General features: G+C 62.0%; 19 protein-coding genes. 9 read left to right on the plus strand and 10 right to left on the minus strand.

Going from position 1 to position 22,537, the window contains the following annotated elements; translation table 11 throughout:
- The first annotated feature begins 117 nt into the window (after positions 1-117).
- From FN060_RS12780 to FN060_RS12815, 8 genes are all read left to right on the plus strand, one after another.
- Positions 118-1,017 carry a shikimate dehydrogenase gene (locus tag FN060_RS12780; protein WP_142588343.1) on the plus strand — a complete coding sequence of 300 codons (900 nt, stop codon included), beginning with the start codon at positions 118-120 and terminating at the stop codon, positions 1,015-1,017.
- Entirely contained in the window at positions 1,014-2,903 is a 1,890-nt protein-coding gene (locus FN060_RS12785; RefSeq protein ID WP_142588345.1) for a bifunctional sugar phosphate isomerase/epimerase/4-hydroxyphenylpyruvate dioxygenase family protein, read from the plus strand. Before FN060_RS12780 ends, FN060_RS12785 begins: the two co-directional genes overlap by 4 nt.
- 155 nt (positions 2,904-3,058) lie before the next feature.
- Entirely contained in the window at positions 3,059-4,045 is a 987-nt protein-coding gene (gene dctP / locus FN060_RS12790) for a TRAP transporter substrate-binding protein DctP (RefSeq protein WP_142588346.1), read from the plus strand.
- Between the two features lie 80 nt (positions 4,046-4,125).
- Positions 4,126-4,644 carry a TRAP transporter small permease gene (locus tag FN060_RS12795; RefSeq protein ID WP_077549142.1) on the plus strand — a complete coding sequence of 173 codons (519 nt, stop codon included), beginning with the start codon at positions 4,126-4,128 and terminating at the stop codon, positions 4,642-4,644.
- Complete coding sequence (locus tag FN060_RS12800; protein WP_142588348.1) at positions 4,641-5,942, plus strand: TRAP transporter large permease; 1,302 nt, start codon at positions 4,641-4,643, stop codon at positions 5,940-5,942. The genes FN060_RS12795 and FN060_RS12800 overlap by 4 nt, the downstream gene beginning before the upstream one ends.
- A gap of 9 nt (positions 5,943-5,951) precedes the next feature.
- Positions 5,952-6,392: a type II 3-dehydroquinate dehydratase gene (locus FN060_RS12805; RefSeq protein WP_077549144.1), complete on the plus strand. Its 441-nt coding sequence runs from the start codon at positions 5,952-5,954 to the stop codon at positions 6,390-6,392.
- A gap of 185 nt (positions 6,393-6,577) precedes the next feature.
- Positions 6,578-8,482: a heavy metal translocating P-type ATPase gene (locus FN060_RS12810; protein ID WP_142588350.1), complete on the plus strand. Its 1,905-nt coding sequence runs from the start codon at positions 6,578-6,580 to the stop codon at positions 8,480-8,482.
- Positions 8,483-8,547: 65 nt separating this feature from the next.
- On the plus strand, positions 8,548-10,716 hold the full coding sequence (locus FN060_RS12815; protein ID WP_142588351.1) for a methyl-accepting chemotaxis protein: 2,169 nt from the start codon (positions 8,548-8,550) through the stop codon (positions 10,714-10,716).
- A gap of 105 nt (positions 10,717-10,821) precedes the next feature.
- Here FN060_RS12815 and FN060_RS12820 read toward each other — a convergent pair whose 3' ends face one another.
- Entirely contained in the window at positions 10,822-11,715 is an 894-nt protein-coding gene (locus FN060_RS12820) for a sensor domain-containing diguanylate cyclase (protein WP_183949885.1), read from the minus strand.
- Between the two features lie 292 nt (positions 11,716-12,007).
- Here FN060_RS12820 and FN060_RS12825 point away from each other — a divergent pair, with 292 nt between their 5' ends.
- Complete coding sequence (locus tag FN060_RS12825; RefSeq protein WP_142588355.1) at positions 12,008-12,766, plus strand: PRC-barrel domain-containing protein; 759 nt, start codon at positions 12,008-12,010, stop codon at positions 12,764-12,766.
- A gap of 173 nt (positions 12,767-12,939) precedes the next feature.
- On the opposite strand, the gene FN060_RS12830 is transcribed toward FN060_RS12825, so the two are convergent.
- The 9 genes from FN060_RS12830 to FN060_RS12870 form a co-directional block, all read right to left on the minus strand.
- Positions 12,940-13,401, minus strand: a complete 462-nt coding sequence (locus FN060_RS12830; RefSeq protein WP_142588356.1) for a hypothetical protein — start codon at positions 13,399-13,401, stop codon at positions 12,940-12,942.
- A 187-nt stretch (positions 13,402-13,588) separates the two neighbouring features.
- Complete coding sequence (locus tag FN060_RS12835) at positions 13,589-15,358, minus strand: ABC transporter ATP-binding protein (RefSeq protein WP_142588358.1); 1,770 nt, start codon at positions 15,356-15,358, stop codon at positions 13,589-13,591.
- Complete coding sequence (locus FN060_RS12840; RefSeq protein WP_142588360.1) at positions 15,355-16,314, minus strand: acetamidase/formamidase family protein; 960 nt, start codon at positions 16,312-16,314, stop codon at positions 15,355-15,357. The genes FN060_RS12835 and FN060_RS12840 overlap by 4 nt, the downstream gene beginning before the upstream one ends.
- Positions 16,315-16,322: 8 nt before the next feature.
- Positions 16,323-17,939, minus strand: coding sequence for an ABC transporter substrate-binding protein (locus tag FN060_RS12845; protein WP_142588362.1), 1,617 nt, complete (start codon positions 17,937-17,939; stop codon positions 16,323-16,325).
- A gap of 26 nt (positions 17,940-17,965) precedes the next feature.
- Complete coding sequence (locus FN060_RS12850; protein WP_142588364.1) at positions 17,966-18,886, minus strand: ABC transporter permease; 921 nt, start codon at positions 18,884-18,886, stop codon at positions 17,966-17,968.
- On the minus strand, positions 18,886-19,785 hold the full coding sequence (locus FN060_RS12855) for an ABC transporter permease (protein ID WP_142588366.1): 900 nt from the start codon (positions 19,783-19,785) through the stop codon (positions 18,886-18,888). The genes FN060_RS12850 and FN060_RS12855 overlap by 1 nt, the downstream gene beginning before the upstream one ends.
- On the minus strand, positions 19,760-20,371 hold the full coding sequence (locus tag FN060_RS12860; protein WP_142588368.1) for an ANTAR domain-containing response regulator: 612 nt from the start codon (positions 20,369-20,371) through the stop codon (positions 19,760-19,762). Before FN060_RS12860 ends, FN060_RS12855 begins: the two co-directional genes overlap by 26 nt.
- A complete protein-coding gene (locus FN060_RS12865) occupies positions 20,368-21,444 on the minus strand; it encodes a transporter substrate-binding protein (RefSeq protein WP_142588370.1) in 1,077 nt (358 codons plus the stop codon). The genes FN060_RS12860 and FN060_RS12865 overlap by 4 nt, the downstream gene beginning before the upstream one ends.
- Before the next feature lie 613 nt (positions 21,445-22,057).
- Complete coding sequence (locus FN060_RS12870; protein WP_142588372.1) at positions 22,058-22,525, minus strand: Hsp20 family protein; 468 nt, start codon at positions 22,523-22,525, stop codon at positions 22,058-22,060.
- Between the last annotated feature and the right edge of the window lie 12 nt (positions 22,526-22,537).

A 22,537-nucleotide genomic window follows, 5' to 3' on the forward strand; every position in this document is an offset into this window, starting at 1 on the left:
GCGCACCGATTGACACGAACTAGTTAGTACATTATCGCTGAACCCAAGAACAGCGTTTTGGGAGGAGCGCCACGGCCGGGATGATCAAGATCATCCGTCGCCGCGGTGAATGCAGAAATGGCAGCCGTCGAGCATTCCTCATTTCGTGCCGGGCTTATCGGCAAGGGCATCCAGGCTTCCCTGACGCCTGCGATGCACATGGAAGAGGGCCGCGCGCAGGGTCTGGATTATCGCTACGTTCTACTCGATCTGGAGCGGATCGATGGTGGCGACGAGCGCCTGCCGAACCTCCTTTCGGATGCAGAAGCGAAAGGCTTCGGTGGCCTGAACATTACCCACCCCTGCAAGCAGGACGTCATCCCCTTCCTCCATACCCTTTCCGAGGAGGCCATGGCGCTTGGCGCCGTCAACACGGTCGTCCTCCGCGATGGCCGGCGGCACGGGCACAACACCGACTGGTGGGGGTTCGCCGAGAGCTTTCGGCGAGGCCTGCCTGGAGCCAATCTCCGGTCGGTCGTGCAGTTGGGGGCCGGAGGTGCGGGCGCCGCAACGGCCTTTGCCATCCTTCGATCAGGTGCCGAGAGGCTGACGATCTTCGATCAGGATGCGGCTCGCTCCACAGCTCTCGCTGAAAGCATGAAGCAGCATTTTCCAGACAGGGCAGTCGTGGCAGGCCGCGACCTCTCGCGGGAGATGGCATCGGCGACGGGCCTGATCCATGCAACGCCGACCGGCATGGCGAAGTATCCGGGCCTGCCGCTGCCGGCCGATCTTCTCGACCCATCCCTATGGGTGGCGGAAATCGTCTATTTCCCCTTGAGGACGGAACTGCTGATCGAGGCGGAAAAGGTTGGATGCCGCATCCTGGATGGCGGCGGCATGGCAGTCTTTCAGGCTGTTGGCGCATTCGCACTGTTTACCGGGTTGGAACCGGATGAGGACCGCATGCTCCGACACTTCGCCGAGATGACGCGGGGGCCGCTCCAGCCCGTCCGCGCAGCGGGAGGCGGCCGATGAAGACATCGATCGCAACGGTATCGATCAGCGGTGAACTGCCGGAAAAACTGGAGGCGATCGCCAAGGCGGGTTTTGACGGAGTCGAGATCTTCGAGAACGACTTTCTTGCCTTCGACGGCAGCCCCCGCGATGTCGGCCGAATGGTCCGGGACGCCGGGCTGGAGATCACGCTTTTCCAGCCGTTCCGCGATTTCGAGGGGATGCCGGAGCCGCATCGTGCACGGACCTTCGATCGTGCCGAGCGCAAATTCGATATCATGCAGGAACTGGGGACGGATCTCGTCCTGGTCTGCTCGAACGTCTCGCCTGTGTCGCTGGGTGGGATCGATCGCGCCGCAGCGGACTTCCGGGAACTGGGGGAGAGGGCGGCCAAGCGCGGCCTGCGGGTCGGCTATGAAGCCCTTGCGTGGGGTCGCCATATCTTCGATCATCGTGACGCATGGGAAATCGTCCGCCGCGCCGATCATCCCAACGTCGGGCTTATCCTCGACAGTTTCCATTCGCTGGCGCGCAAGATCGACATCGGTTCGATCCGATCTGTCCCGAAGGACAAGATCTTTATCGTCCAGCTCGCGGACGCGCCGCTCATCGACATGGACCTCCTCTACTGGAGCAGGCATTTCCGCAACATGCCGGGCGAGGGGGATCTGCCAGTCACCGACTTCGTCGCCGCAATCGCGGAAACCGGCTACGACGGCTATTTCTCGCTTGAGATATTCAATGATCAATTTCGTGGCGGCTCGCCCAAGGCGATCGCGGCCGATGGCCATCGATCGCTGATCTATCTCGGCGATCAGGTGCGGAGAAAATCGGGGGCGGCCACGCTGTCGGTTGCGCCGATGCCCGAGCGCGCCGTGGTGAAGGGCGTGGCTTTCGTAGAGTTCTCTGTCGGCGAGGCGGATGCCGGCCAGTTGATCGCGATGCTGCATGCGCTCGGTTTCCGCAAGACCGCCGTTCACAGAACGAAGAAGGTCAGCGTCTATCAGCAGGGACAGATCCGCATCCTCGTCAATCGGGAATCCGTCGGCTTTGCCAGCGCGGCCTATGCCGTTCACGGGACATCCGCCTATGCCATGGCCCTGGAAGTAGAGGATGCATCTGCAGCGTTGGCGCGCGCGGTAGCGTTGGGGGCGGAACCGTTCCACCAGCCGGTAGGACCCGGCGAACTGGAGATCCCGGCGATCCGCGGGGTCGGCGGCGGGTTGGTCTATCTGATCGATGGCACGAGCAGCCTAGGCAAAATATGGGAGGTGGACTTCGTCCCCGCATCCGATGAGGGCCAGCCGGTCCCCGCGAACCTGATTGCCGTAGACCATGTTGCCCAGACGGTGGCCTATGAAGAGATGCTGACCTGGCTTCTCTTCTATACCTCCATCTTCGAGGCCGCCAAGTCGCCCATGGTGGACATCATCGATCCGGCCGGCGTGGTGCGGAGCCAGGTCGTTGAAAATCGCGACGGTTCCTTGCGGATCACGATGAACGGCGCCGAGAACCGGAGAACACTGGCGGGCCACTTCATAGCAGAGAAATTCGGCTCCGGTATCCAGCATCTTGCCTTCAGAAGCACCGATATCTTCAAGACCGCCGAGGCGTTGCGGGCCAACGGCTTCCATACCTTGCCGATCTCGCCAAACTACTACGACGACGTCGAAGCACGTTTCGGTCTTGAGCCGCAATTGACCGAGCGCATGAAGGCAGAGAACATCCTCTACGACCGGGATGAGCACGGGGAATATTTCCAGCTATACAGCGGAACCTTCGCTGAGGGATTCTTTTTCGAGATCGTCGAAAGACGCGGCTATCGCGGCTACGGTGCAGCCAATGCGATCTTCCGCATCGCGGCTTTGAGAAAGCAGATCCGACCCGAAGGAGTGCCCGCGACATAACAAATTGCCAGCGCGAAGACACGCGCAACAGGTGGAAGAATTGACCAAACGAACTGTTCCGTACATTCTGCCTTGAGCAGACGGGAGACACCGTTGGTCTGGAGGAGATCATCTACGCTCGGTGGATGAGAGAGAAACAAACAGGAGGAGAAAACATGATGCTCAATATCACTCGCCGTCATTTGTTTGGCGCAACCATGCTCGCCGCGGCAGTGCTCGCCGTTCCGGCCCTGGCCCAGGACAAGCCGGTCCTCAAGTTCTCGGCCGTGTTCTCGGAGCAGGATATCCGCGCCGAGATGACCAAGAAGCTTGCCGAAGGGATCAGCGAGAACTTCAAGCTGGAACCCTATTACGGCGGTAACCTCTTCAAGCAGGGCACCGAACTCGTAGCAATCCAGCGCGGCAACCTGCAGATGGGTAATATCGCGCCGCAGGACATTTCCAAGCAGATCCCGGAGTGGTCGGTTCTCACGTCCGCTTACCTTTTCCGTGACGCTGCACATCTGTCGGCCTTCTTCAACAGCGAGACCGGCGCCGAGTTCAAGAAGATGGCCGAGGACAAGCTCGGTATCCACATTCTCGGCCCGACCTATTTCGGCGCGCGCCAGGTGGGCCTGAAGCCTGAGAAGAAGATCAACACGCCGGAAGACATGGCCGGCATCAAGCTGCGCATGCCGGGTGGGGACGCCTGGCAGTTCCTCGGCGAGGCCCTAGGGGCCAACCCGGTTCCTGTTGCCTATGCGGAAGTCTATACCGCACTGCAGACGGGTGCGATCGACGGCCAGGACAACCCGCTCCCGAACGTCAAGAACATGAAGTTCTACGAGGTCATGTCGCAGATCGTGCTGACTTCGCACCTGATCGGCTACGACCTGCTGGTCATCTCCAAGGAAGTTTGGGACAAGATGACACCTGAACAGCAGCAGTCCTTCCAGGCGGCGGCAGACGACGCCATGAAATGGAGCGAGGAACAGCACGTCGCCCAGGAAAAGGCGCTGCTGGATGAGTTCAAGGCTGCCGGCCTTGAGATCTATGAACCAGACCAGGAGGCGTTCCGCAAATTCGCGCAGGAGAAGTATCTCGCTTCCGACCTCGCGAAGTCTTGGCCCGAGGGCATCCTGGAAAAAGTCGCTGGAATGTAAGATCGAGCTGAAGCTCAGAGTACGATGATCGAGGAGGCGGCCCGCTCCTGCGGCGCGCCTCCTCCTGGGAGGAATGAGGGATGAACACCACACTTGCGACCATCGGCGGGTGGTTGAGACGGCGCGCGGAAAACATATTGTGCCTGATGCTGCTGATGATGTTCGTCGTCTTCATCCTGCAGATCATCTTCCGCTATGTACTCAATCTCTCCATCGGCTGGACCCACGAGGTCAGCGTGGCGCTCTGGATCTGGATCGTTCTCTTCGGATCAGCCTTCGTGGTTCGTGAGGTCGACGAAATCCGCTTCGACCTGATCTGGGGTGGTGCCAGCGACCAGTCACGACGCATCATGCAGATCATTTGTGCAGCGGCACTGATCTTCCTCTTCGGCATTTCGCTTCCGGCCATCGTCGACTACGTGACCTTCATGAAGGTGGAGAGCACCGCCTATCTCAAGATCCGCTTCGACTATCTCTATTCCATCTATGTCGTCTTCGCGATTGCGATGATCGTCCGCTATATGTGGCTGGGCTTCCGCGCTATACGCGGCAACGCGCCGGATGCTTTCGACCCGACCAAGGCAGGCTCAGGCGTATGAACCTCGCAAGCCCCTTCTCGATTTCAATCGTCATCATCACCATTCTTGCATTCCTTGGCCTGCCCATAGGGCTCGCCATGCTGGCCGGTTCGACGCTTTACCTGTTCCTGGCGGGCGCGGACATGGGGATCGTTGCCGAGCAGTTTCTCAACGGCATGTACTCCAACTACGTCATTCTGGCGGTCCCGCTCTTCATCCTTGCGGCCGAGTTCATGAACGTCGGGTCGATGACGGAACGACTGCTGACCTTCTGCAACGTCCTGGTGGGGCGTTTCCGCGGGGGTCTTGCGCAGGTCAATATCGTGCAGAGCATCATCTTTGCCGGCATGTCGGGCTCGGCAATCGCCGACGCCGCCGGGAGCGGCCGGATGATGCAGAACATGATGACCCGGGAAGGCCGCTACACACCGAGCTACGCAGCCGCTCTGACGGCGGTGACCTCGGTTATCGGCCCGATCATTCCGCCATCAATCCCGATGATCATCTACGCGCTCGTGTCGGACGCCTCGATCGGCTACCTCTTCCTCGCAGGCATGGTTCCGGGCCTGATGATGGCGGGGCTGCAGATGATGCAGGTTGCCATCACCGCACGCCGCAAGAACTTCCCGGTGGAAGATCCGGTGCCGATGCGCGAAATCCCGCGCATCACCATCCGCGCTTTCCCCGCCCTTATGATGCCGGTGGTCCTGCTCGGCTGCATCTATACCGGCATCACGACGCCGACCGAAGCGGCGGCCATCGCTGCTGCCTATGCACTTGTCATCTCAGTCCTGCTCTACCGCAGCATCACCCTAAGAGACTTCTACGGCTCGCTCTATACGAGCGCCAAGTCGTCCGCCTCGATCGGTATGCTGATCGCCGGCGCGCTCGTCTTCAACTACGTCGTCACGATCGAGAACATTCCCGATAGTCTGCGGGTCATGCTGACCAGCATGGACCTCTCGCCGATCGGTTTCCTGATCCTCGTCAACATCATCCTGCTCTTGCTCGGGTGCGTGCTGGAAGGCACGGCGATCCTGCTCATCATCGTGCCGGTCTTCATTCCGACGGCGCAGGCGCTCGGCATCGATCTCGTCCATTTCGGCGTCGTGGTCGTGGTCAACATCATGCTTGGCCTCGTCACGCCGCCTTATGGCCTGCTGCTGTTCATCATGACCAACATCTCCGGAAGTCCGGTCCGCGACATCATCCGTGACGCGCTGCCCTTCCTGTTCTGGATGGTCCTTTCGCTCGTATTCATCACCTTCGTTCCCGACAGCGTTCTCTGGCTGCCGCGGCTGCTGGGCTATCAAGGCTGAGGTATCATCATGAAGCCGATCTACATCCTGAACGGCCCGAACCTGAACCGGCTAGGAAAGCGGGAGCCCGAGATCTACGGGACGACGACCCTGGCAGAAGTCGAGGCCATGTGCCGGGATGCGGCCGGTGAGCGACCGGTCGAGTTTCGACAGACCAACAGCGAGGAGCGGCTGATCGAATGGGTGCATGAGGCGATCGACGAAGGGGATGGCATCATCATCAATCCTGCAGCCTTCACGTTCACCTCCTTGGCTCTCCTCGACGCGCTGAAGATGTTCAAGGGACCCATCATCGAGTTCCACATCAGCAACGTCCATCGCCGGGAGTCGATCTACCACCGCTCCTACGTCTCGATGACCGCGACCACGATTATGGCCGGGCTGGGGGCGGAAGGCTATCCCGTCGCCGTTCGTGCCCTGGAGACGTTGATCGCCAAGAAGGCACGATAGGCGCGGCACTCCAGCCCCGCCCCCTACTCATCAATGCATTACGGATCGAAGATCCGGCTGCGCGGCGCAAGCCGCGTTGCGGCCACTACGTAAATCATTGACGGATTCATTCTCCGCTTCCTGATAGAAGGCTAAAGTCGGGAATGATCCGTGGCGGGTCGTCTGCGGCGCTGGAGAGTTGTTTGATGTCAGGATATTCGGCGGGCGAGAAGCTGAAGATCGCGCTTCTGGCGGTGGCCCTCGGTGGCCTCTTTGGCGGTCTCCTGCTGGCTTACGGGATTGATAGACCGGAACTTGCCACTACCGTGTGGGCGCTGGGTGTTGGCCCTGTGCTTGTCGCGCTCCTAGTCGAGATCCTGCACAGCCTGCGCCGGGGTGAGGTCGGGCTCGATATCGTGGCGGCTCTTTCCATGTCGGCCGCGCTCCTTTTTGGCGAAACTCTCGCAGCCGCCGTTGTTGCGGTTATGTATTCCGGCGGTACCTTTCTTGAAAGCTTCGCCGAAGGCCGCGCGCGTCGCGAGATGCGCGACCTGCTCGCGCGCGTGCCTCGGACGGCTACGCGGCACATCAATGGCGCACTGGAAGACGTGCCGCTCGATGCCGTCGCACCCGGCGACCGGCTGCTGATCCGGCAGGGGGACGTGGTTCCGGTCGATGGCACCGTCGGATCCTCCGTCGCCTTCCTGGATACCTCCGCCCTGACGGGGGAGTCGCTGCCGGTCAGGGTGGAGGAGGGCGGTGATGCAATGAGCGGTTCCACCAATGCTGGCGAGGCATTCGACCTCCTTGCGACCCGACCGGCAGCCGACAGTACCTATGCCGGCATCGTTCGTCTCGTCGAACAGGCCCAGGCCTCGAAGGCACCCATGTCGCGGCTCGCGGACAGGTGGTCGCTTGCTTTCCTGCTCGTCACTGTCGCAATCGCCTTCTCGGCGTGGTGGGTAACGGGGGACCCCATCCGCGCTGTTGCCGTATTGGTGGTGGCAACGCCGTGCCCGCTGATCCTGGCTGTGCCCGTGGCGTTGGTGGCTGGCCTTTCCCGCGCCGCTCATCACGGAGTGCTGATCAAGGGTGCCGGACCCCTTGAAGCGATGGCCCGCGCGCGCACGCTGATCCTCGACAAGACGGGGACGCTGACGGATGGGCGGCCGAAGATCGTGTCGGTCAGCACATATAATGGCATGGCTGCGGACGACGTGCTGAGGCTGGCGGCGGCGCTCGAACAGGCAACCAAGCACCCGGTTGCCCAGGCGATCGTCCAGGAGGCCCGCGAGCGAGGGCTGGCACTGCCAGTTCCGACGGAGGTGGCCGAGACCCCGGGGGAGGGGCTTGTCGGTCGCGCCGACAACCGCTCCGTGGTCGTGGGCGGTCATCGCTTCGTATCCCAACACCTCGGTCGAACGGCGATGGGGCATCCGGCGCTCGGTGCTGGGTCGGTCCTCGTCGCTGTCGGCATCGACGGCGGTTTCGCGGGCCATTTCGTCATGGCTGATCCTCTGCGCGATGATAGCCTCGGAATGCTCTCTGGCCTGCGTCGGCAGGGAATCGAGCGCATCCTGCTGGCAACAGGAGATCGCCGGGACGTCGCCAAGCGCATAACCGAGGGACTTGGCCTTGATGGCATCAGAGCTGACCTCAGCCCCAACGAGAAAGTGCTGCTGGTGCTCACCGAGCGGAAGCATGGTCCCGTGATGATGGTCGGAGATGGCGTCAATGATGCACCCGCCTTGGCTGCGGCTGATATCGGCGTCGCCATGGGTGCGCGTGGCGCGGCCGCGTCGGCAGAGGCCGCGGACGTCGTCCTGCTTGTTGACAGCGTGGACCGGCTGCGGGCAGGGGTGGAAATCGCCCGTGGCGCGCGGCGAATTGCCCTGCAAAGCGTGGTGGTCGGGATCGGGCTCTCCGTCATCGGTATGATCGCGGCAGCCCTTGGCTACCTCTCCCCCGTCCAGGGTGCCTTGATCCAGGAGGCAATCGACGTGGCAGTCATTCTCAACGCGTTGCGCGCCCTCCGCATCGAGCCGGCCCCGGCCGATCCCGACCATCCGAGTTTGCGCAGCAGCAAAGAAGGCATGGGAAGGTTCGGATAGCTCAATGCGGCCGGACATCATTTTCGGCGGTTCGGCATGAGGCCGGCGTCGTTCGGAGCCTCCTCATGCGTTTTTCTGATGTATCCCTCACAAAACGAATACTGGTATGCGCGGCTCTGCCGGCGGTTGTGGCAGTCTGGCTCGCCTACGGCCGTATCGCCGACGGGATCGTTTCCTATCGCGAAGCCACACATGTCGGATCGGTGAGCGTCGACCTGGCCGCTCTCGCGGACGTGATCCATGCGGTACAGAGAGAGCGAGGCCAGACTGCCGGCGTTCTTGCAGCCAGCGATCAGGCGCAGTTCGGTCGCCTCGACGAAGCCCGTCAATCGACTGATCGCTTAGCCAGGCGGCTGGAGGAGCTGTCGTCGCACACGGGATCCATGCCACCCGGTTCATTGTCCGCGTCGCTGGATGGCCTTCGGGAGTTGCGGCAGCGGGTCGATCTCCTGGAGCTTTCAGCCGCCACCGCGACCCTGCGCTACAGCGATGTCGTCGCTGGCTTGCTTGCATTGTCGAAGACACTTGGAGACCAAGGCTCCGACAGCGCAATCGCCGATGAAATTGCAGCCTACAGCCTCTTCTCTCAGATGAAGGAATTGGCGGGCCAGGAAAGGGCAACCGGCAATGGCGTAATCACGGCAGGTGTCGTGGATAAGACCGCACTGACGCGATTGTCGGTCCTTCATGGGTCGCAGGCAGCGCTGCTGGAGGAATTCGCAGCACGTGCGCCTGCCTTCGCGGATGCTGCAAGGTCGATCGGAGTTGCAGGCGAGGGACCGCTTGCGGCCATGCGATCGCGCCTGCTTCTCGCCGGCGCAGAGGGAGATGTGTCCGGCCTCGATGCCGCAACCTGGTATCGCCTCACCACGGAACGGATCGACTCGATGCGCGCTCTCGAGCAACGTCTTCTCGAGCACGTCAGGGAAGACGCAGCCGGAGCAGCGGCGGCCGAAGAACGTGCACTGATCGTCCTGGGCGTTTCGCTGGCTGGCGCGCTTGCTGGTTCGTTGTTGCTTTCGCTTGCGATGGGCCTGGGGGTGGTGCGGCCGATCAAGCGCCTCACCGCAGCCATAGAACAACTTGCCGAGGGTGACGCCACGGTCAGCGTCGGCGACACCTCCGCCAGGGACGAGGTCGGCGCCATGTCGCGGGCAGTTGCTCGGGCGCTCGAGGAGGCGCGGCGGCAGGCCGAGCACCAGAGGCAGGAAGAGATGGTCCGCGACGCTGACGCGCGGCGCATCGCCGAAGCTGCCGAGCGCGAGCGCGCGGAACGTAGCCAGGCGGTCGAATATGCTCTCGGCCAGCTTGTAAAGGGCCTCGATGCACTTTCGGCCGGCGATCTTCGCTATAGGATAGAAGCAGTCCTGGATGCCGACTTCGACGGGCTCCGCCTTGTCTTCAACCGGTCCGTGGAGACCCTGGAGCAGCTGGTCGCCACCGCTGGCGGCAATGCCAATGTCATCGACGAGGGGTGCGCCGATCTCCGAGGTGCTGCTGACGAGCTTGCTCGCCGAACTGCGGGCCAGGCGGCCGCGCTTGAAGAGGCCGCAGCGGCACTGGAGCAAGTAGCGAGCGCAGTCAAAATGTCCTCGGGTGCGGCAGACGACGCGCAGAAGTCATCCACCCGAGCAAGCGACGACACATCCCAGGCGACGATCATCGTGAGCCAGACAGTCGAGGCGATGGAGGAGATTGCTCATTCATCCTCGCGGATCGGTCACATCATCAACGTCATCGACGAGATTGCCTTCCAGACCAACCTGTTGGCGCTCAATGCCGGCGTCGAGGCGGCGCGAGCCGGTGAAGCAGGGAAGGGCTTCGCCGTCGTCGCTCAGGAGGTCCGCGAACTGGCACAACGCTCGGCCTCGGCTGCCAGGGAGATCAAATCTTTGGTGGAGCAGGCATCGAAAGACGTCTCCAACGGCGTTTCGCTCGTCGGCCGTACGGGTGAGGCTCTCCGCGGGATCGAGCAGCAGGTAAGAACGGTCAACGGGCAGATGCTGGCGATAGCGCAATCCGCAAAGGAACAGTCGGTGGCGCTGGCGGAGATCAGCGGTTCGATCGCGCATCTGGACCAGATCACTCAGCAGAACGCCAGCATGGTGGAAGAGACCAACGCAGCATCGGTAACGCTCGCGGTTGAAGCGTCAAAGCTGCGGGACCAGTTGGCCGCTTTCCGGACCAGTGATCAACAGTCGGCCGAGGCGCAAAGTTATCCAGCGGCTGCCTGAAGGAAGTGCCCTCGGGAGCGCCTCCGAGGGACCTGCATGCCAGTACGGGTGATATGACCATCGGCAGGATCTTTGTCCGGAACTGCCGAGGGTCACCGAAGAGCCCTAGAGGATGGAAACGCGGTCGCGACCTGTCCGTTTCGAGTGATACAGTCCTTCATCGGCGCGCCTCAGAATATCATCGGTCGACTTGTCCGAGAGCCGGAAGTCGCTGACGCCGCCGCTGATCGTCGACCCATGTCGCAGGCAATCCCGGAGCGCAGCTGGAACGTGCTTGCGAAGCCGCTCCGCAATCTCCAGCGCATTACCGCTCTCGGTTCCTGGCATGACGATCACGAACTCGTCCCCACCGAAGCGAGCGATCACGTCGCTCTGGCGCAGATGCTGACGACAGAGCCGCGCAATCTCTATGAGCGCTGCGTCGCCCATGTGGTGCCCCATGTCGTCATTGATGCGTTTGAAGTTGTCGAGATCAAAGACCAGAAGCGACGTCTGGGATTTGTCGTTTTCGAAGGCCGCCAGCCGATCATCTAGGGTCGCGATGAGCTTCCGCCGGTTGTAAAGGCCGGTCAGGGCATCCGTTTCGCTCAGCTGACGCAGTTTTTGCTGCGTCTCGTTCTTCTCGGTGATGTTGCTCGCTACCCAGACGACGGCCGGCTCACCATCGACAGGAAAGTCGAGTGCCTGGACGCGCCCTTCGAACCATATCGCGTGTGCGGGGCCGTCGCCGGCTCCCTTCACGTCACTGCCGCTGAGTTGGTACTCGACAATATGGAGAACGCCGCTCGACAGCGCCTTCTCGATTTCCGTAGCGAACCACTGAGCCTTTTCCTGTTTCAGCACCTCGAACATGCTGCGCCCGACGAGGCCGCTGCCGTCATGATAGTGCCTGATGTCCTTGCCTCCAAAGATCGCCGCGTAGCGACCGCTACGGGTGAGGATGAAGGCGGGATCGGGAAGGGAAGATAGTATCGAGATCAGTTGCTGATGCGTGAACAAGGAAGACCTACCGGACGCTCCGAGAAAGACCGATGACCACCGTCGAGCGACGCCATGCGCTTGCATCTGACGCGGTCAGCGGCGGGAAGCTAATAGTTGTCATACAAGTGCTGCCATTCTCTAAATGCCCGCCCGCTGGTGCCGGTCGGCAGCCACTTTTGCTTCCATTCCGCGAGAAAGCTCGCCGGCTTCTTCAGCAGAGACAACCGGTTGAGAAATATAGATTTTTCCGGAACCAATCTCTGCCTGTCCCGGTTCTCGGTGTATCCAACCTCAACGAAAGGAGTTCATCGTGAACAAGAGAATTCTGTCAGTATTGCTCGTCAGCGCATCCTTCCCTCTGGCTGCCGTCGCCCAGACGACCGCTCCCGCCGCAGGCACCAACGAACCGGGCGTAAGCCAGACGCAACAGATGAACACCAACCAGAACAATGCCACCGGTGGCATGAACGATGCCCGTCCACTCGGACAGAGCGCGGATGCTGGAATGTCATCCCAAGGGCCGTTCGTAACTGTTCCGCAGTCAGGGGCATGGCGCGTGAGCGATCTGGATGGCAAGGCTGTCTATGGCGCTGACGGTGAGAATATCGGTTCGATCAGTGACGTCCTCGTCAGCCAGGATGGTAGCGTAAACGCCGTTATCATTGGCGTGGGCGGCTTTCTAGGCTTGGGCCAGAAGGATGTAGCTGTCGACATGGAAGCCTTGGAACTGGGGCCGGGTGCAACGCAGGAACAGGCTGATGCCGCTTCGCAGGCCACTCCCGGTGTCTCCAACGAGACCACGGCTTCCACGCAGGTAGACCCGGCAGCCACGCAGGAACCCGGGCCCTACGGAACCACTGGCCAGAACACTACCGCTATGGGCGGTGCCGAGGGCAACACGACGACGGGCACCGGCATGCCTGCCGAGAACAGCCAGGTCGCGGCCAATAATCCCAATACTGTTCGGATCGGCGAGGACGGACTGCCGGACCGGATCATCCTCAACGTAACTCGGGATCAGCTTGAAGATGCACCTGAGTTTGAAGGAGTTCGCGCGGAACAGCGCTGACCTACCTACCGACCTCTCCTCGACATCGTCTTCGCAGTTGCGGCTGCGGAGACAGCCCTACGAGCAGGGATGCTCGGTCACCCGTCGAACGGTCGATACTGCCACCGCCCTTCCTCCTACCTTTATTCCCCGTCTGCCAGGGCCAGCTGCCACCGCGGTAAGAAGCAGCGAACTTAGTCGGCGAGGTAAATCCTAACCTGCTTCTCGGAGGGCAGGCCACCCTCTGCCTCGTCAATCGCAACTGCTACAATATCTGCTGACTGCAGGCCTTCCCGCTGAAGGGCACTATGGAACAGGGCATTAGCTTCTACGGCCGTCCTAAGCTCCGCCAGTTCGCCCTGACGGTCGGATGCTTCTGAAGCAATCTTCTCTGCCACATCGCGGGGAAGCGTCAGGAAGCGAAAGCTCTTGACCGCTACCACTTTTTGGATTTCCCAGGCAGTCGATCCCGCACCTCGCAGCGCCCTCAGAGCCTCTTCGGCGTCATCGCTGTCAGCACCGGATTGTTTGTCTACATCATATTCATAGACGTCCGCCGGATCGGCTGCGGGAGCGAATTGCGATTGCGCGATCCCGTCGCTGGCAAGAGCCGCACCGACGACCAGAGCAAGGAGCCCCGATTGGAATATCCGCACTTTCGCCTCCTTCGTTTTCGGTGATCTCCGGGTTAACCCTTTGGCCGTCCAAAAGTTGCTGCTGCCAGCCTCCTTGTCGATGACCGACACCGCTCTGAGGATGGGAAGTGTCGGCCACTTCGAAACCCGTTTTATCGCCATAGCGAGCTTGGTCCACGGGCACGCCAGATTGCGTCTTGCCGAGAACTTATCTGGCCACTAGATGGCCGCCGCCGATATCGACGAGTTCCACGCGGTTCGGCCCTTCCCCGACCTTCCACACCGGGCTCGGGATCTCGCCGGACAACCGCGCGCTCGGCTGACGCTCGCGGCGCGGATCGGGCACAGGCACTGCGGCGAGGAGCCGCCTGGTGTATGGGTGCTGCGGATTGCCGAATAGCTGCGCGCGCGTTCCCATCTCGACAATCTGGCCGAGATACATGACCGCCACACGGTCGGAGATGTTCTCGACCACCGCCATGTCATGGCTGATGAAGAGATAGGTGACGCCGCTTTCCTTCTGCAGGTCGCGCAGGAGGTCCAGGACCTTGGCCTGGATCGAGACGTCGAGAGCTGCCACGCTCTCGTCGCAGATGATTAGCTTCGGCTTCAGGGTAAGCGCGCGCGCAATGCAGATGCGCTGTCGCTGACCGCCGGAGAACTGGTGCGGGTAACGATTGTAAACGTTGCGCGATAGCTCCACGCGCTCAAGCAGTTCGTGCACACATGCCTTCTGTTCGGCAGGGGTTCCGATGCCGTGGATGACCAGCGGCTCGCGGATCAGTTCGCCGACCGTCATCCGTGCATCAAGCGCCGCCATCGGGTCCTGGAAGACGATCTGGAGATCGCGACGGATTGCCTTGCGGCCGGCATTGTTCAGGTCGCCCAGCGCTTTGCCGTTGATCTCGATGCGACCGAAATGGGGAACAAGGCCTACAAGTGCCTTTGCCATGGTCGACTTGCCGCAACCGGATTCGCCCACCAGGGAAAGCGTTTCGCCGCGGAAGATCTCCAGAGAAACGTGTTCGACAGCATGTACGCGGGCCGCGACACGGCCCAGCAGCCCCTGCCGGATCGGAAAGTTCACCGATACGTCGTGGTATCGAACGAGGACTTCTCGCGCGGTGGGTTCCGGCCGCGATGCACCTGTGCCGATGCGCGGCACGGCGGCCAGCAGGTCGCGGGTATACTCCTCCTGAGGTGCGTCGAAGAGGTCGACGGTCGACGCCGCCTCCACCATCTTGCCCTTGCGCATGACGATGACGCGGTCTGCCATTTCGGCGACCACGCCCATGTCATGGGTGATCAGGATGACGGCGGTGCCGAGGTCCTTCTGCAGGTCGCGCAGGAGGTCGAGCACCTCGCGCTGCACTGTCACGTCCAACGCGGTTGTCGGCTCGTCGGCAATGAGAACGGCCGGCTGCAAAGCGATCGCCATGGCGATCATCACGCGCTGTCGCATGCCCCCCGACAATTCGTGCGGATACTGCTCCAGCCGCTTCTCCGGCTGCGATAGGCGAACGGCCTTCACCGCTTCCAGTGCCCGCGCACGCGCCTGCGAGATCGACAGCGGCTCATGCGCCCGGATAGCCTCGACCAGTTGCCGGCCGATGCTCATGACCGGATTGAGCGCGGTCATCGGTTCCTGGAAGATCATCGCAATGCGCGCGCCGCGCATCGCCTGCATCTTCTTCTCGGGCAGTGTCGTCAGTTCTTCATCGCCAAAGCGGATCGAGCCCCCCGTCACCCGGACTGCGGGTGCGGGCAGGAGCCCCATACAGGCGAGCGAGGTGATCGACTTGCCCGAGCCGCTTTCCCCCGCGATCGCCAGGGTCTCGCCCCGGTGGAGATCGAAGCTCAACCCTTCGACCAACGGCACTAGCCCATGGTCCGAACGGGCAGAGACCTGCAGGTCGCGCACCGACAGGACGACGTCGGTTGCTGTATCGACGACGGGAGAAAGCACGGCTGCGGTCATTCGAAGACGGCCCTCGGGAAGTAGAAGCTCACCACGACGTTCGGCATGTCGACAATCTCGGAAATGCGAAGATCGCCACAGGTGGAGACGAGCATGTACGCATCTACTGGATCCATCTTCTGCGTCGTCGCAAGGAGATCGACCATGTTGGCGACGGCGTCCTTAGCCGCGGTCCACAGATCGGGACCGATGCCGGTCGTGACCTCGTAGCCTTTGGCGTCGAGATGGCGCGTGACCGGGCCAGGCGTCGTGAAGCGAGGCGTCTTCAGCGGCTGGTCCTTGATGAGGTCGAGCGTGAGTACGACGTCGAAGGGGCTCTCGATCGCCGTCCCGCAGACCTCGCCGTCGCCCTGGGCGGCATGGGTGTCGCCGACTGAGAACAGTGCGCCTTCAACCTCGACCGGCAGGTAGAGCGTCGTGCCGGCGGCAAGATCACGGATGTCGAGGTTGCCGCCGACCCGGCGCGGCGGGACGACGGTGTGGTGGCCTTTCTCAGCCAACGCATTGCCGATGGTGCCCGCGAACGGCTTCAGCGGAACGCGACCATTCTTGCCGAACAGCGCGGGTTCCATGCTTGACGCGTCGAACTTCCAGACATTGAGGGCCGGTTCGGTGAACTGGTCAGCGAGCAGGCCGAAGCCTGGAATATTGGCCGTCCAGCCAAAGCCTGCACCGTCACGAAGCTGCGGCGTGAAGCTCTCGATGGTTACCTTGAGAACATCCCCCGGCTTGGCGCCGTCGATATAGATCGGGCCGGAGACCGGGTTGATCTTGGCGAAATCCAGCGCCTTCACGTCCTCGACCGTGGACTGGGGGCCGAGTTGGCCCCCAGAACTGTCAAGGCACTGGAACAGGATCGTCTCGCCCGGCGCAGCCGTCAGGGCAGGGGCAAAGGAATTGTCCCAGCCGTAGTGGTGCTGATGGGCGTGGATCGTGTGGTTGCAGTGCTTGCACATTGCCAGCCTTACTCCTTGATGAAGACGTAGTCGTAGTTGACCGGGATCGAAACCGGATCGACATAGAGCGCGTCGTCACCGCCCATGCGAGCGGACTTCAGCGTGAAGCGCTGTTCGTTGAACACCGGTGCCCAAGGCGCATCTTCCATGACCTTCATGTAGATCTCGGACCACTTGGCCATACGCTCGTCCACCTTTGCCGGATCGACGATGGAGTCCGCATCGGCTGCCAGCTTGTCGAGATCGGCATTGCAGTATTTCGACCAGTTCCAGCCACCTTCGACGGCACCGCCGCAGCCGAGGATCGGACCGTAGAAGTTTGCGGGATCCGGGAAGTCGGCGATCCATGCCATGCCGCCCGACCAGATCATGGGCGCGGTGCCGGCGCCACCGGCCTCGATCACGTTTGCCTGGGCCAGCGACTTGATCGATGCATTGATACCGATTGCCTTCAGGTCCTGCTGGATCGCCTGGGCGATACGCGGGTTCGGGTCGGTGTTCATGACGAAGAGTTCGGTCTCGAAGCCGTCGGCATAGCCGGCGTCCGCAAGCAGCTTCTTCGCGCCTTCCGGATCGTACTTGTAGCCCTCGTAGCCTTCCGTGTAGCCCGGCATGGACGGCGGCAGCGGCTGGGTTGCCGGAACGGCCCGGCCGTTGATGACCTGGACGATGCGGTCCTTGTTGATTGCCATGTTGACGGCATGCCGCACCTCGACCTTGTCGAACGGAGCCTGCGTCACGTTCATGGTGATATAACCGGTATGCAGCTGCCCGCCCTCGACTACGAGGCTCGCCTGTGCCTCGTCCTTCATGACCTCGACGAACTTTGCAGGGGGAATGCCGTCGCCCGGGATGTCGACTTCGCCATTCTGCGCCCGCAGAAGGGCGACGACCGGCTCTTGGCCGACTTCGACCGTGAAGCTGTCCAGGTAGGGAACGCCCGAGATCCAGTAGTCGTCGTTCTTCTCGAATACGAGCCGCTGGCCAAGCGTCCATTCGGTCAGCTTGAACGCGCCGGTGCCGACAGGTTTCTTGCCGAAGTCGGCGCCGGCTTCGTCGACGGCTTCCTTGGGCACGATGAAGGAGAAGTTCAGCGCCATGATGTGAAGGAAGGTTGCGTCGGGGCGCGACAGCTTGAAGACGACCGTGCTCGCATCGGGAGCAGAAACGCCCGATACCGTCTCGGCCTTGCCTTCGGCGGCCTCCTCGTAGCCCTCGATCATGGAGAAGAAGCCCTGGCCGGGCGACTGGGTGGCCGGATTGATGACGCGGTTGATGGAATAGACCACGTCGTCGGCAACCAGTTCGCGGCCGTTGTGGAACTTGACGCCCGGACGCAGCTTGAAGGTGTAGGCCAGGCCATCTTCGGAAATGTCATAGCTTTCGGCGAGGCCGGGGCGAAGGTTGGTGGTACCGGGCTCATAGTCCATCAGGCCATCGAACACGGACTTGATCATCGACCAGTTCTGCCAGTCGTAGCCGATGGCAGGATCGAGCGTGGCGACGTCGTCCTTGTAGGTCACGATCATGTTTCCGCCGTGCTTGGCATCCTGGGCTTGCGCCGGGGCAAGTGCCGGCAGCGCCATCAGCGTTGCCAGTGCGGTGAAAAGGATAAGCTTCTTCATAGGCTTCACTCCTGTGGGTTGGCGGTTCAGCGCAGCTTGATGCGCGGATCGATGAGCGGCGAAATCAGGTCGGCGATGAGATTGCCGAGGACAATGCCGCAGGCTGAGACGAGCGTGACGCCCATGATGATCGGGATGTCGACGCGCTGGATGGCCTGCCATGCGAGCTGGCCGATGCCCGGCCAGCCGAAGACGCTCTCCACGACGACGATGCCTGACATGAAGATTCCGATGTCGATGCCGATCATCGCGATGATCGGCAGGATGGCGTTAGGCAGGGCATGGCCGAGGATGACCTTGCTGCGGCCGAGGCCCTTGGCGCGTGCAGTGCGGATGAAGTCGGCGCGCAGCACATCCACCATGGAAGACCGCATGATGCGCGAGTACCAGCCGGAGCCCAGGATCCCGAGCGTGAGCGCCGGCAGGACGATATGCGCAAAAGTCCCATAGCCACCGATCGGGAACCAGCCGAGCTTCACGGCAAAGACGAAGAGCAGCAGCAGCGCCACGACGAACTGGGGAGCAGAGACCGTCAGAAAGCTGGTCAGCATCAGACCGTTGTCCAATGCCTTTCCGCGGTTGAGCGCCGCAACGATGCCGAGCGGCAGGCCGATCAGGAGCTCGCAGGCGATGGCGGCAATCAGCAGCAGCAGCGTGGCCGGCAGGCGCGAGGCGATAAGCTGCGCCACCTCGGTCTTCTGCAGATAGGATCGGCCGAAGTCGCCCTGCACGAGGTTGAGGAGGTAATTGCCGTACTGGATGAGGAATGGTTGGTCGAGGCCGAGCTGCTGGCGGATGCTTTCGACGGTCGCGGCCGTTGCCGAACGGCCAGCGATCTGGCGGACGGGGTCCGCCGGCAAAACGTAGAGCAGCACGAAGGTGATGAACGAGACGCCGAGCAGGATGAGCGCAGACTGGACGAGGCGTCTGAGGATATAGGCGGCCATCAGTCACGCCCCTGTTGTGTCGGGTCGAGAATATCGCGCAGCGCGTCCCCCACCAGGTTGAAGGCAAGCGCGAGCAGCAGGATCGCTGCACCCGGGATGAAGACGAGCCAGGGCGCGGATTGGAAGTAGGTCTGGTTTTCGAAGATGATGTTGCCCCATGACGGGATCGGCGGCTGAACGCCGATGCCGAGGAAGGAAAGCGTGGCCTCCAGCAGGACGGTCGTAGAGATGCCGAGCGTGCCCCACACGATCAGGGTTGGGATGAGATGCGGCAGGATGTGCTTGAACAGGATGCGGCCGTGGCCGGCGCCAAGCGTCTTCTCGGCTGCTATGTAATCCCGTTCGGCGAGCGAGGATGTCTGGGTGAAGATTACGCGTGCGGTCTGTACCCAATTCACGAAGGCGATCACCATCGCAACGATCCACAGCGACGGCGAGAAGATGGCGGCAAGGCATATCGCCAGAAGCAGTGCAGGAAATGCCATCATCAGGTCGGTGAAGCGCATTAGCACCGCGCCGATGAAGCCGCGGAAGTAGCCGGCCGTCACGCCGACGAGCGTGCCGATAAAAAGCGCCGCGCCGTTGGCCACGAGCCCGATGATCAGCGAGGTCTGCGCGCCATAGAGCACACGGGAGAACAGGTCGCGACCGAGGAGATCGGTCCCGAACAAGAATGTCTCGTTCGGCGGTAGCGGCGCGCCTTCCAGCGTCAGGCCGTCGAAGAACTGTTCATAGGGATCGTGAGGGGCAAGCCAGCCGGCGAAGAGTGCGCCGCCGACGCAAACGAGCACGATAAGCAATCCCAGGAGCGCAAGCTTGCGGCTCATCAGCCTGCGCAGGATCGAAGGCCCGTCTGCCGGCACCGCCAAGGGTTCAGGCGAGGTCGATGTGTCTGCCATCGTCGGTGCCCCTCTCGTTCGAATGGTTCGCCACCAGCCGCTCCGCGGCCGTTTCGATTGTCACGCGCCAGGTCATCGCGGTCTGGCGCAGAAGGTCATAGGCCTCCGCCTCGGTCTTGCCTTGCATCACGAAAATCATCACCGCACGCACGATCGTCTGTCGCGCCGACAGCCGGTTCTGCAGATCGGTGATCAGCGCTTCCGATGCCTTGGCGCGATCGAAATTGCTGCGCGCGACCAGGAGGGCGGCGTAGACGCCCTTGTCGCTCATGGGCTTGAGCAGCTGCGCATGCGCGCCCATCTCCATGGCCCAACGAAGACGACCCGGCGCTTCCGACCCGATCAGCGCGATCATCGGCATCGGGGATTGTCCCGGCGACCAGGGGAACTGCTCGTCGTGACCCATGTCTGCATCATAGAAGATGAAGTCCGCGGCAATTGCCGCGGCGGACAATTCGGGCCAGGCCTCGCGAGCCTCCAGGCCGATGACACCGAGCTGGCGGATCAGGCCCTGCACCGACGGGTGCGGGCGGTGCAGGATCCAGGCTGTCGCTCCGCCGAGGTTCTCGGTCCTGATGCGCGTCATGGCACCACCTTCAGCCACGGACCGCCCTGGAAGGAATGCGAGCGGGCGGTGAGATAGGGATCTGCGCGCAGTGCCGGCAGGCGCTTGATCTCGCGAAAGCGGCCATTCTCCAGCCGCGCGATGATGGCTGGCTGGCGCGCGTGATGATGTTCGGGGTCAAGCCTCGGCTTATGGCCGGAGCTGATCGCGGAGTGCAGAAGTTCCGACAGTGGGAGAAGTTCGGCGCGAGGGCGGCCGTGCAACAAGCTGGCCAGTTCGTGTACGGACTGACGAGCCATCTCGTGGAATGATCCGCCGGAGCCGCCGTTTGGCTCGAACCACGGCCCTGCCGACACCAGTCCTTCGGCCGCTTCACCTGCGGATGTGATCTCGCATTCGGTGAAGTTGCAGGAGAGGACCGTGGGGCTCTTGTCGAATCCCGCTTCCTGCTTCAGCTCCGCCAGTTGCACGAGGAAGGCATAGGAACTGTCGCCCACCAGCGAGTTCAGGATGAAGTCCGGCTTCAGGACCCGGACCTCCTGGATGATGTGATCGAGGTCGGTGTCGCCCACGGGCAGATAGCGGTCGCCCAGTACCTCACCGGCTGCCGCCATAACCCGTTCGCGGGCAATTCGAGCCATCTCCCAGCCCCAGATGTAATTGGAGCCAACGAGGTAAGCCCGCTTGCCGAGGGACGGCAGCGCCCACTCCAGGAGCGGGAGCAGATGCTGGTTCGGGCAGGCATGCATATAGGCAACATGTTCGGACGCTTCAAAGCCCTCGTAAGGCACGGGGTACCATAGGACCCCATCAAACCGCTCGAGCTCGGGGATCACCTCCTTGCGGCTCGCCGAGGTGATGCAGCCGAAGATGTGCCGGGTCTCGGACTCCCGCAGGATTTCGCGGCAGAGCGGTGCATAGCGGTCGAGCCGCCCTTCGGGATCCCGCTCGACGACGCGCAAGGAGACATCGAGCCGGGGATCGGCGTTCACCTCGTCGACGCCCCGCAGCACCCCCGCACGGCTCGCGCCCGCCAGCGCCGCATACATGCCGCTGCCGGAAAGAAGAACGCCTATGTCTACGACTCGCTTCATCAAAGCCCCAATACAAAAAGCCCCGGGCGATGCGCGCCGGAAGCGCGATCGATACGGGGCTCGAATGCCTGTTATGTCGCGCCAGCCTAGCGCTGGGGATTCCAGATTGGAAGCTGAATTACGAAATGGAGCGGTAAATTTGCACAATAGCGTCTCGTTGAGGCTCACCTGCGCAACAAATGTGCAGTTGCCGTCTTTTTGTCATCGGTATGGGCTAGGGACGCCTTTGCGATGTGCAGCAGTTCATGTGCTGACGCTGCAGAGCCTGCCGTGATGCATCACCCACGCACGATAAGCGACTACCTAAATGCGGTAGCCTCGGCTGGTTTCCTCATAACCAGCATCGGAGAGCCTCAACTGTCTCAGGCCGCTTGTGAAACCGTCCCACGGTTTTCAGGCTGGCGCGACCTTGGAGGCTTTCTCCTGCTGGTCACGGCGAGGCGAGCCTGATCCGGCCAGCGCCGCGCTGACGGTCCTCCGCTTAGCGCCAATAGCAGCCATCGGAGCTGAGCAAAACGGGGTGCTGCTTGACTGAATGCAGTGCGAATGGCGGGCCCGCCCTACGCGGACCCTTTATTCGTGATCGTGCCTGATTGTAGGAAGTTCGATGAGATCAGGCGACCTGCTTGTCAGACTCAATCTGCAGCGGTGGGGCCGCCGTCCCATTGCCTATCTCGATCCTCCGGGGCTTCATCGCCTCCGGGACTTCCTGCTTCAGGACAATTCGCAGGAGGCCGTCGGAGAGCGACGCCGTCTCGACGTGAACATGGTCGGCCAGTTCGAAGCGACGCTCGAATGACTGTCCGCCAATGCCCCGATGTAGGTACTCTCCTTCCTTCTTCTCTGCTTTCGTCCCTTTGATGATCAGGACGTTGCGCTCCTGGGTCACGTCCAGATCGCTCTGGCTGAAGCCTGCGACTGCCATGGTGATCGCATACTCGTCATCACCAACTTTGACGATGTCGTAGGGTGGCCAGAGGTCAACCGCCTGCAGGCGTTGCGCGTTATCGAGGAGGTTGAACACACGGTCGAAGCCAATGCTGGACCGGTAGAGGGGTGCGAAATCAAGTTCCGTTCTCATTACCATATCCTC

It is taken from the genome of Pseudorhizobium halotolerans (assembly GCF_902153235.2).
In the GTDB taxonomy this organism is placed as follows: domain Bacteria; phylum Pseudomonadota; class Alphaproteobacteria; order Rhizobiales; family Rhizobiaceae; genus Neorhizobium; species Neorhizobium flavum.

Excerpts from the sequence above, each read along its gene's own strand:
- FN060_RS12780 (WP_142588343.1), top strand. The coding sequence starts at position 118 with ATGGCAGCCGTCGAGCATTCCTCATTTCGTGCCGGGCTTATCGGCAAG.
- FN060_RS12785 (WP_142588345.1), top strand. The coding sequence starts at position 1,014 with ATGAAGACATCGATCGCAACGGTATCGATCAGCGGTGAACTGCCGGAA.
- dctP (WP_142588346.1), top strand. The coding sequence starts at position 3,059 with ATGATGCTCAATATCACTCGCCGTCATTTGTTTGGCGCAACCATGCTC.
- FN060_RS12795 (WP_077549142.1), top strand. The coding sequence starts at position 4,126 with ATGAACACCACACTTGCGACCATCGGCGGGTGGTTGAGACGGCGCGCG.
- FN060_RS12800 (WP_142588348.1), top strand. The coding sequence starts at position 4,641 with ATGAACCTCGCAAGCCCCTTCTCGATTTCAATCGTCATCATCACCATT.
- FN060_RS12805 (WP_077549144.1), top strand. The coding sequence starts at position 5,952 with ATGAAGCCGATCTACATCCTGAACGGCCCGAACCTGAACCGGCTAGGA.
- FN060_RS12810 (WP_142588350.1), top strand. The coding sequence starts at position 6,578 with ATGTCAGGATATTCGGCGGGCGAGAAGCTGAAGATCGCGCTTCTGGCG.
- FN060_RS12815 (WP_142588351.1), top strand. The coding sequence starts at position 8,548 with ATGCGTTTTTCTGATGTATCCCTCACAAAACGAATACTGGTATGCGCG.
- FN060_RS12835 (WP_142588358.1), bottom strand. The coding sequence starts at position 15,358 with ATGACCGCAGCCGTGCTTTCTCCCGTCGTCGATACAGCAACCGACGTC.
- FN060_RS12840 (WP_142588360.1), bottom strand. The coding sequence starts at position 16,314 with ATGTGCAAGCACTGCAACCACACGATCCACGCCCATCAGCACCACTAC.
- FN060_RS12845 (WP_142588362.1), bottom strand. The coding sequence starts at position 17,939 with ATGAAGAAGCTTATCCTTTTCACCGCACTGGCAACGCTGATGGCGCTG.
- FN060_RS12850 (WP_142588364.1), bottom strand. The coding sequence starts at position 18,886 with ATGGCCGCCTATATCCTCAGACGCCTCGTCCAGTCTGCGCTCATCCTG.
- FN060_RS12855 (WP_142588366.1), bottom strand. The coding sequence starts at position 19,785 with ATGGCAGACACATCGACCTCGCCTGAACCCTTGGCGGTGCCGGCAGAC.
- FN060_RS12860 (WP_142588368.1), bottom strand. The coding sequence starts at position 20,371 with ATGACGCGCATCAGGACCGAGAACCTCGGCGGAGCGACAGCCTGGATC.
- FN060_RS12865 (WP_142588370.1), bottom strand. The coding sequence starts at position 21,444 with ATGAAGCGAGTCGTAGACATAGGCGTTCTTCTTTCCGGCAGCGGCATG.
- FN060_RS12870 (WP_142588372.1), bottom strand. The coding sequence starts at position 22,525 with ATGAGAACGGAACTTGATTTCGCACCCCTCTACCGGTCCAGCATTGGC.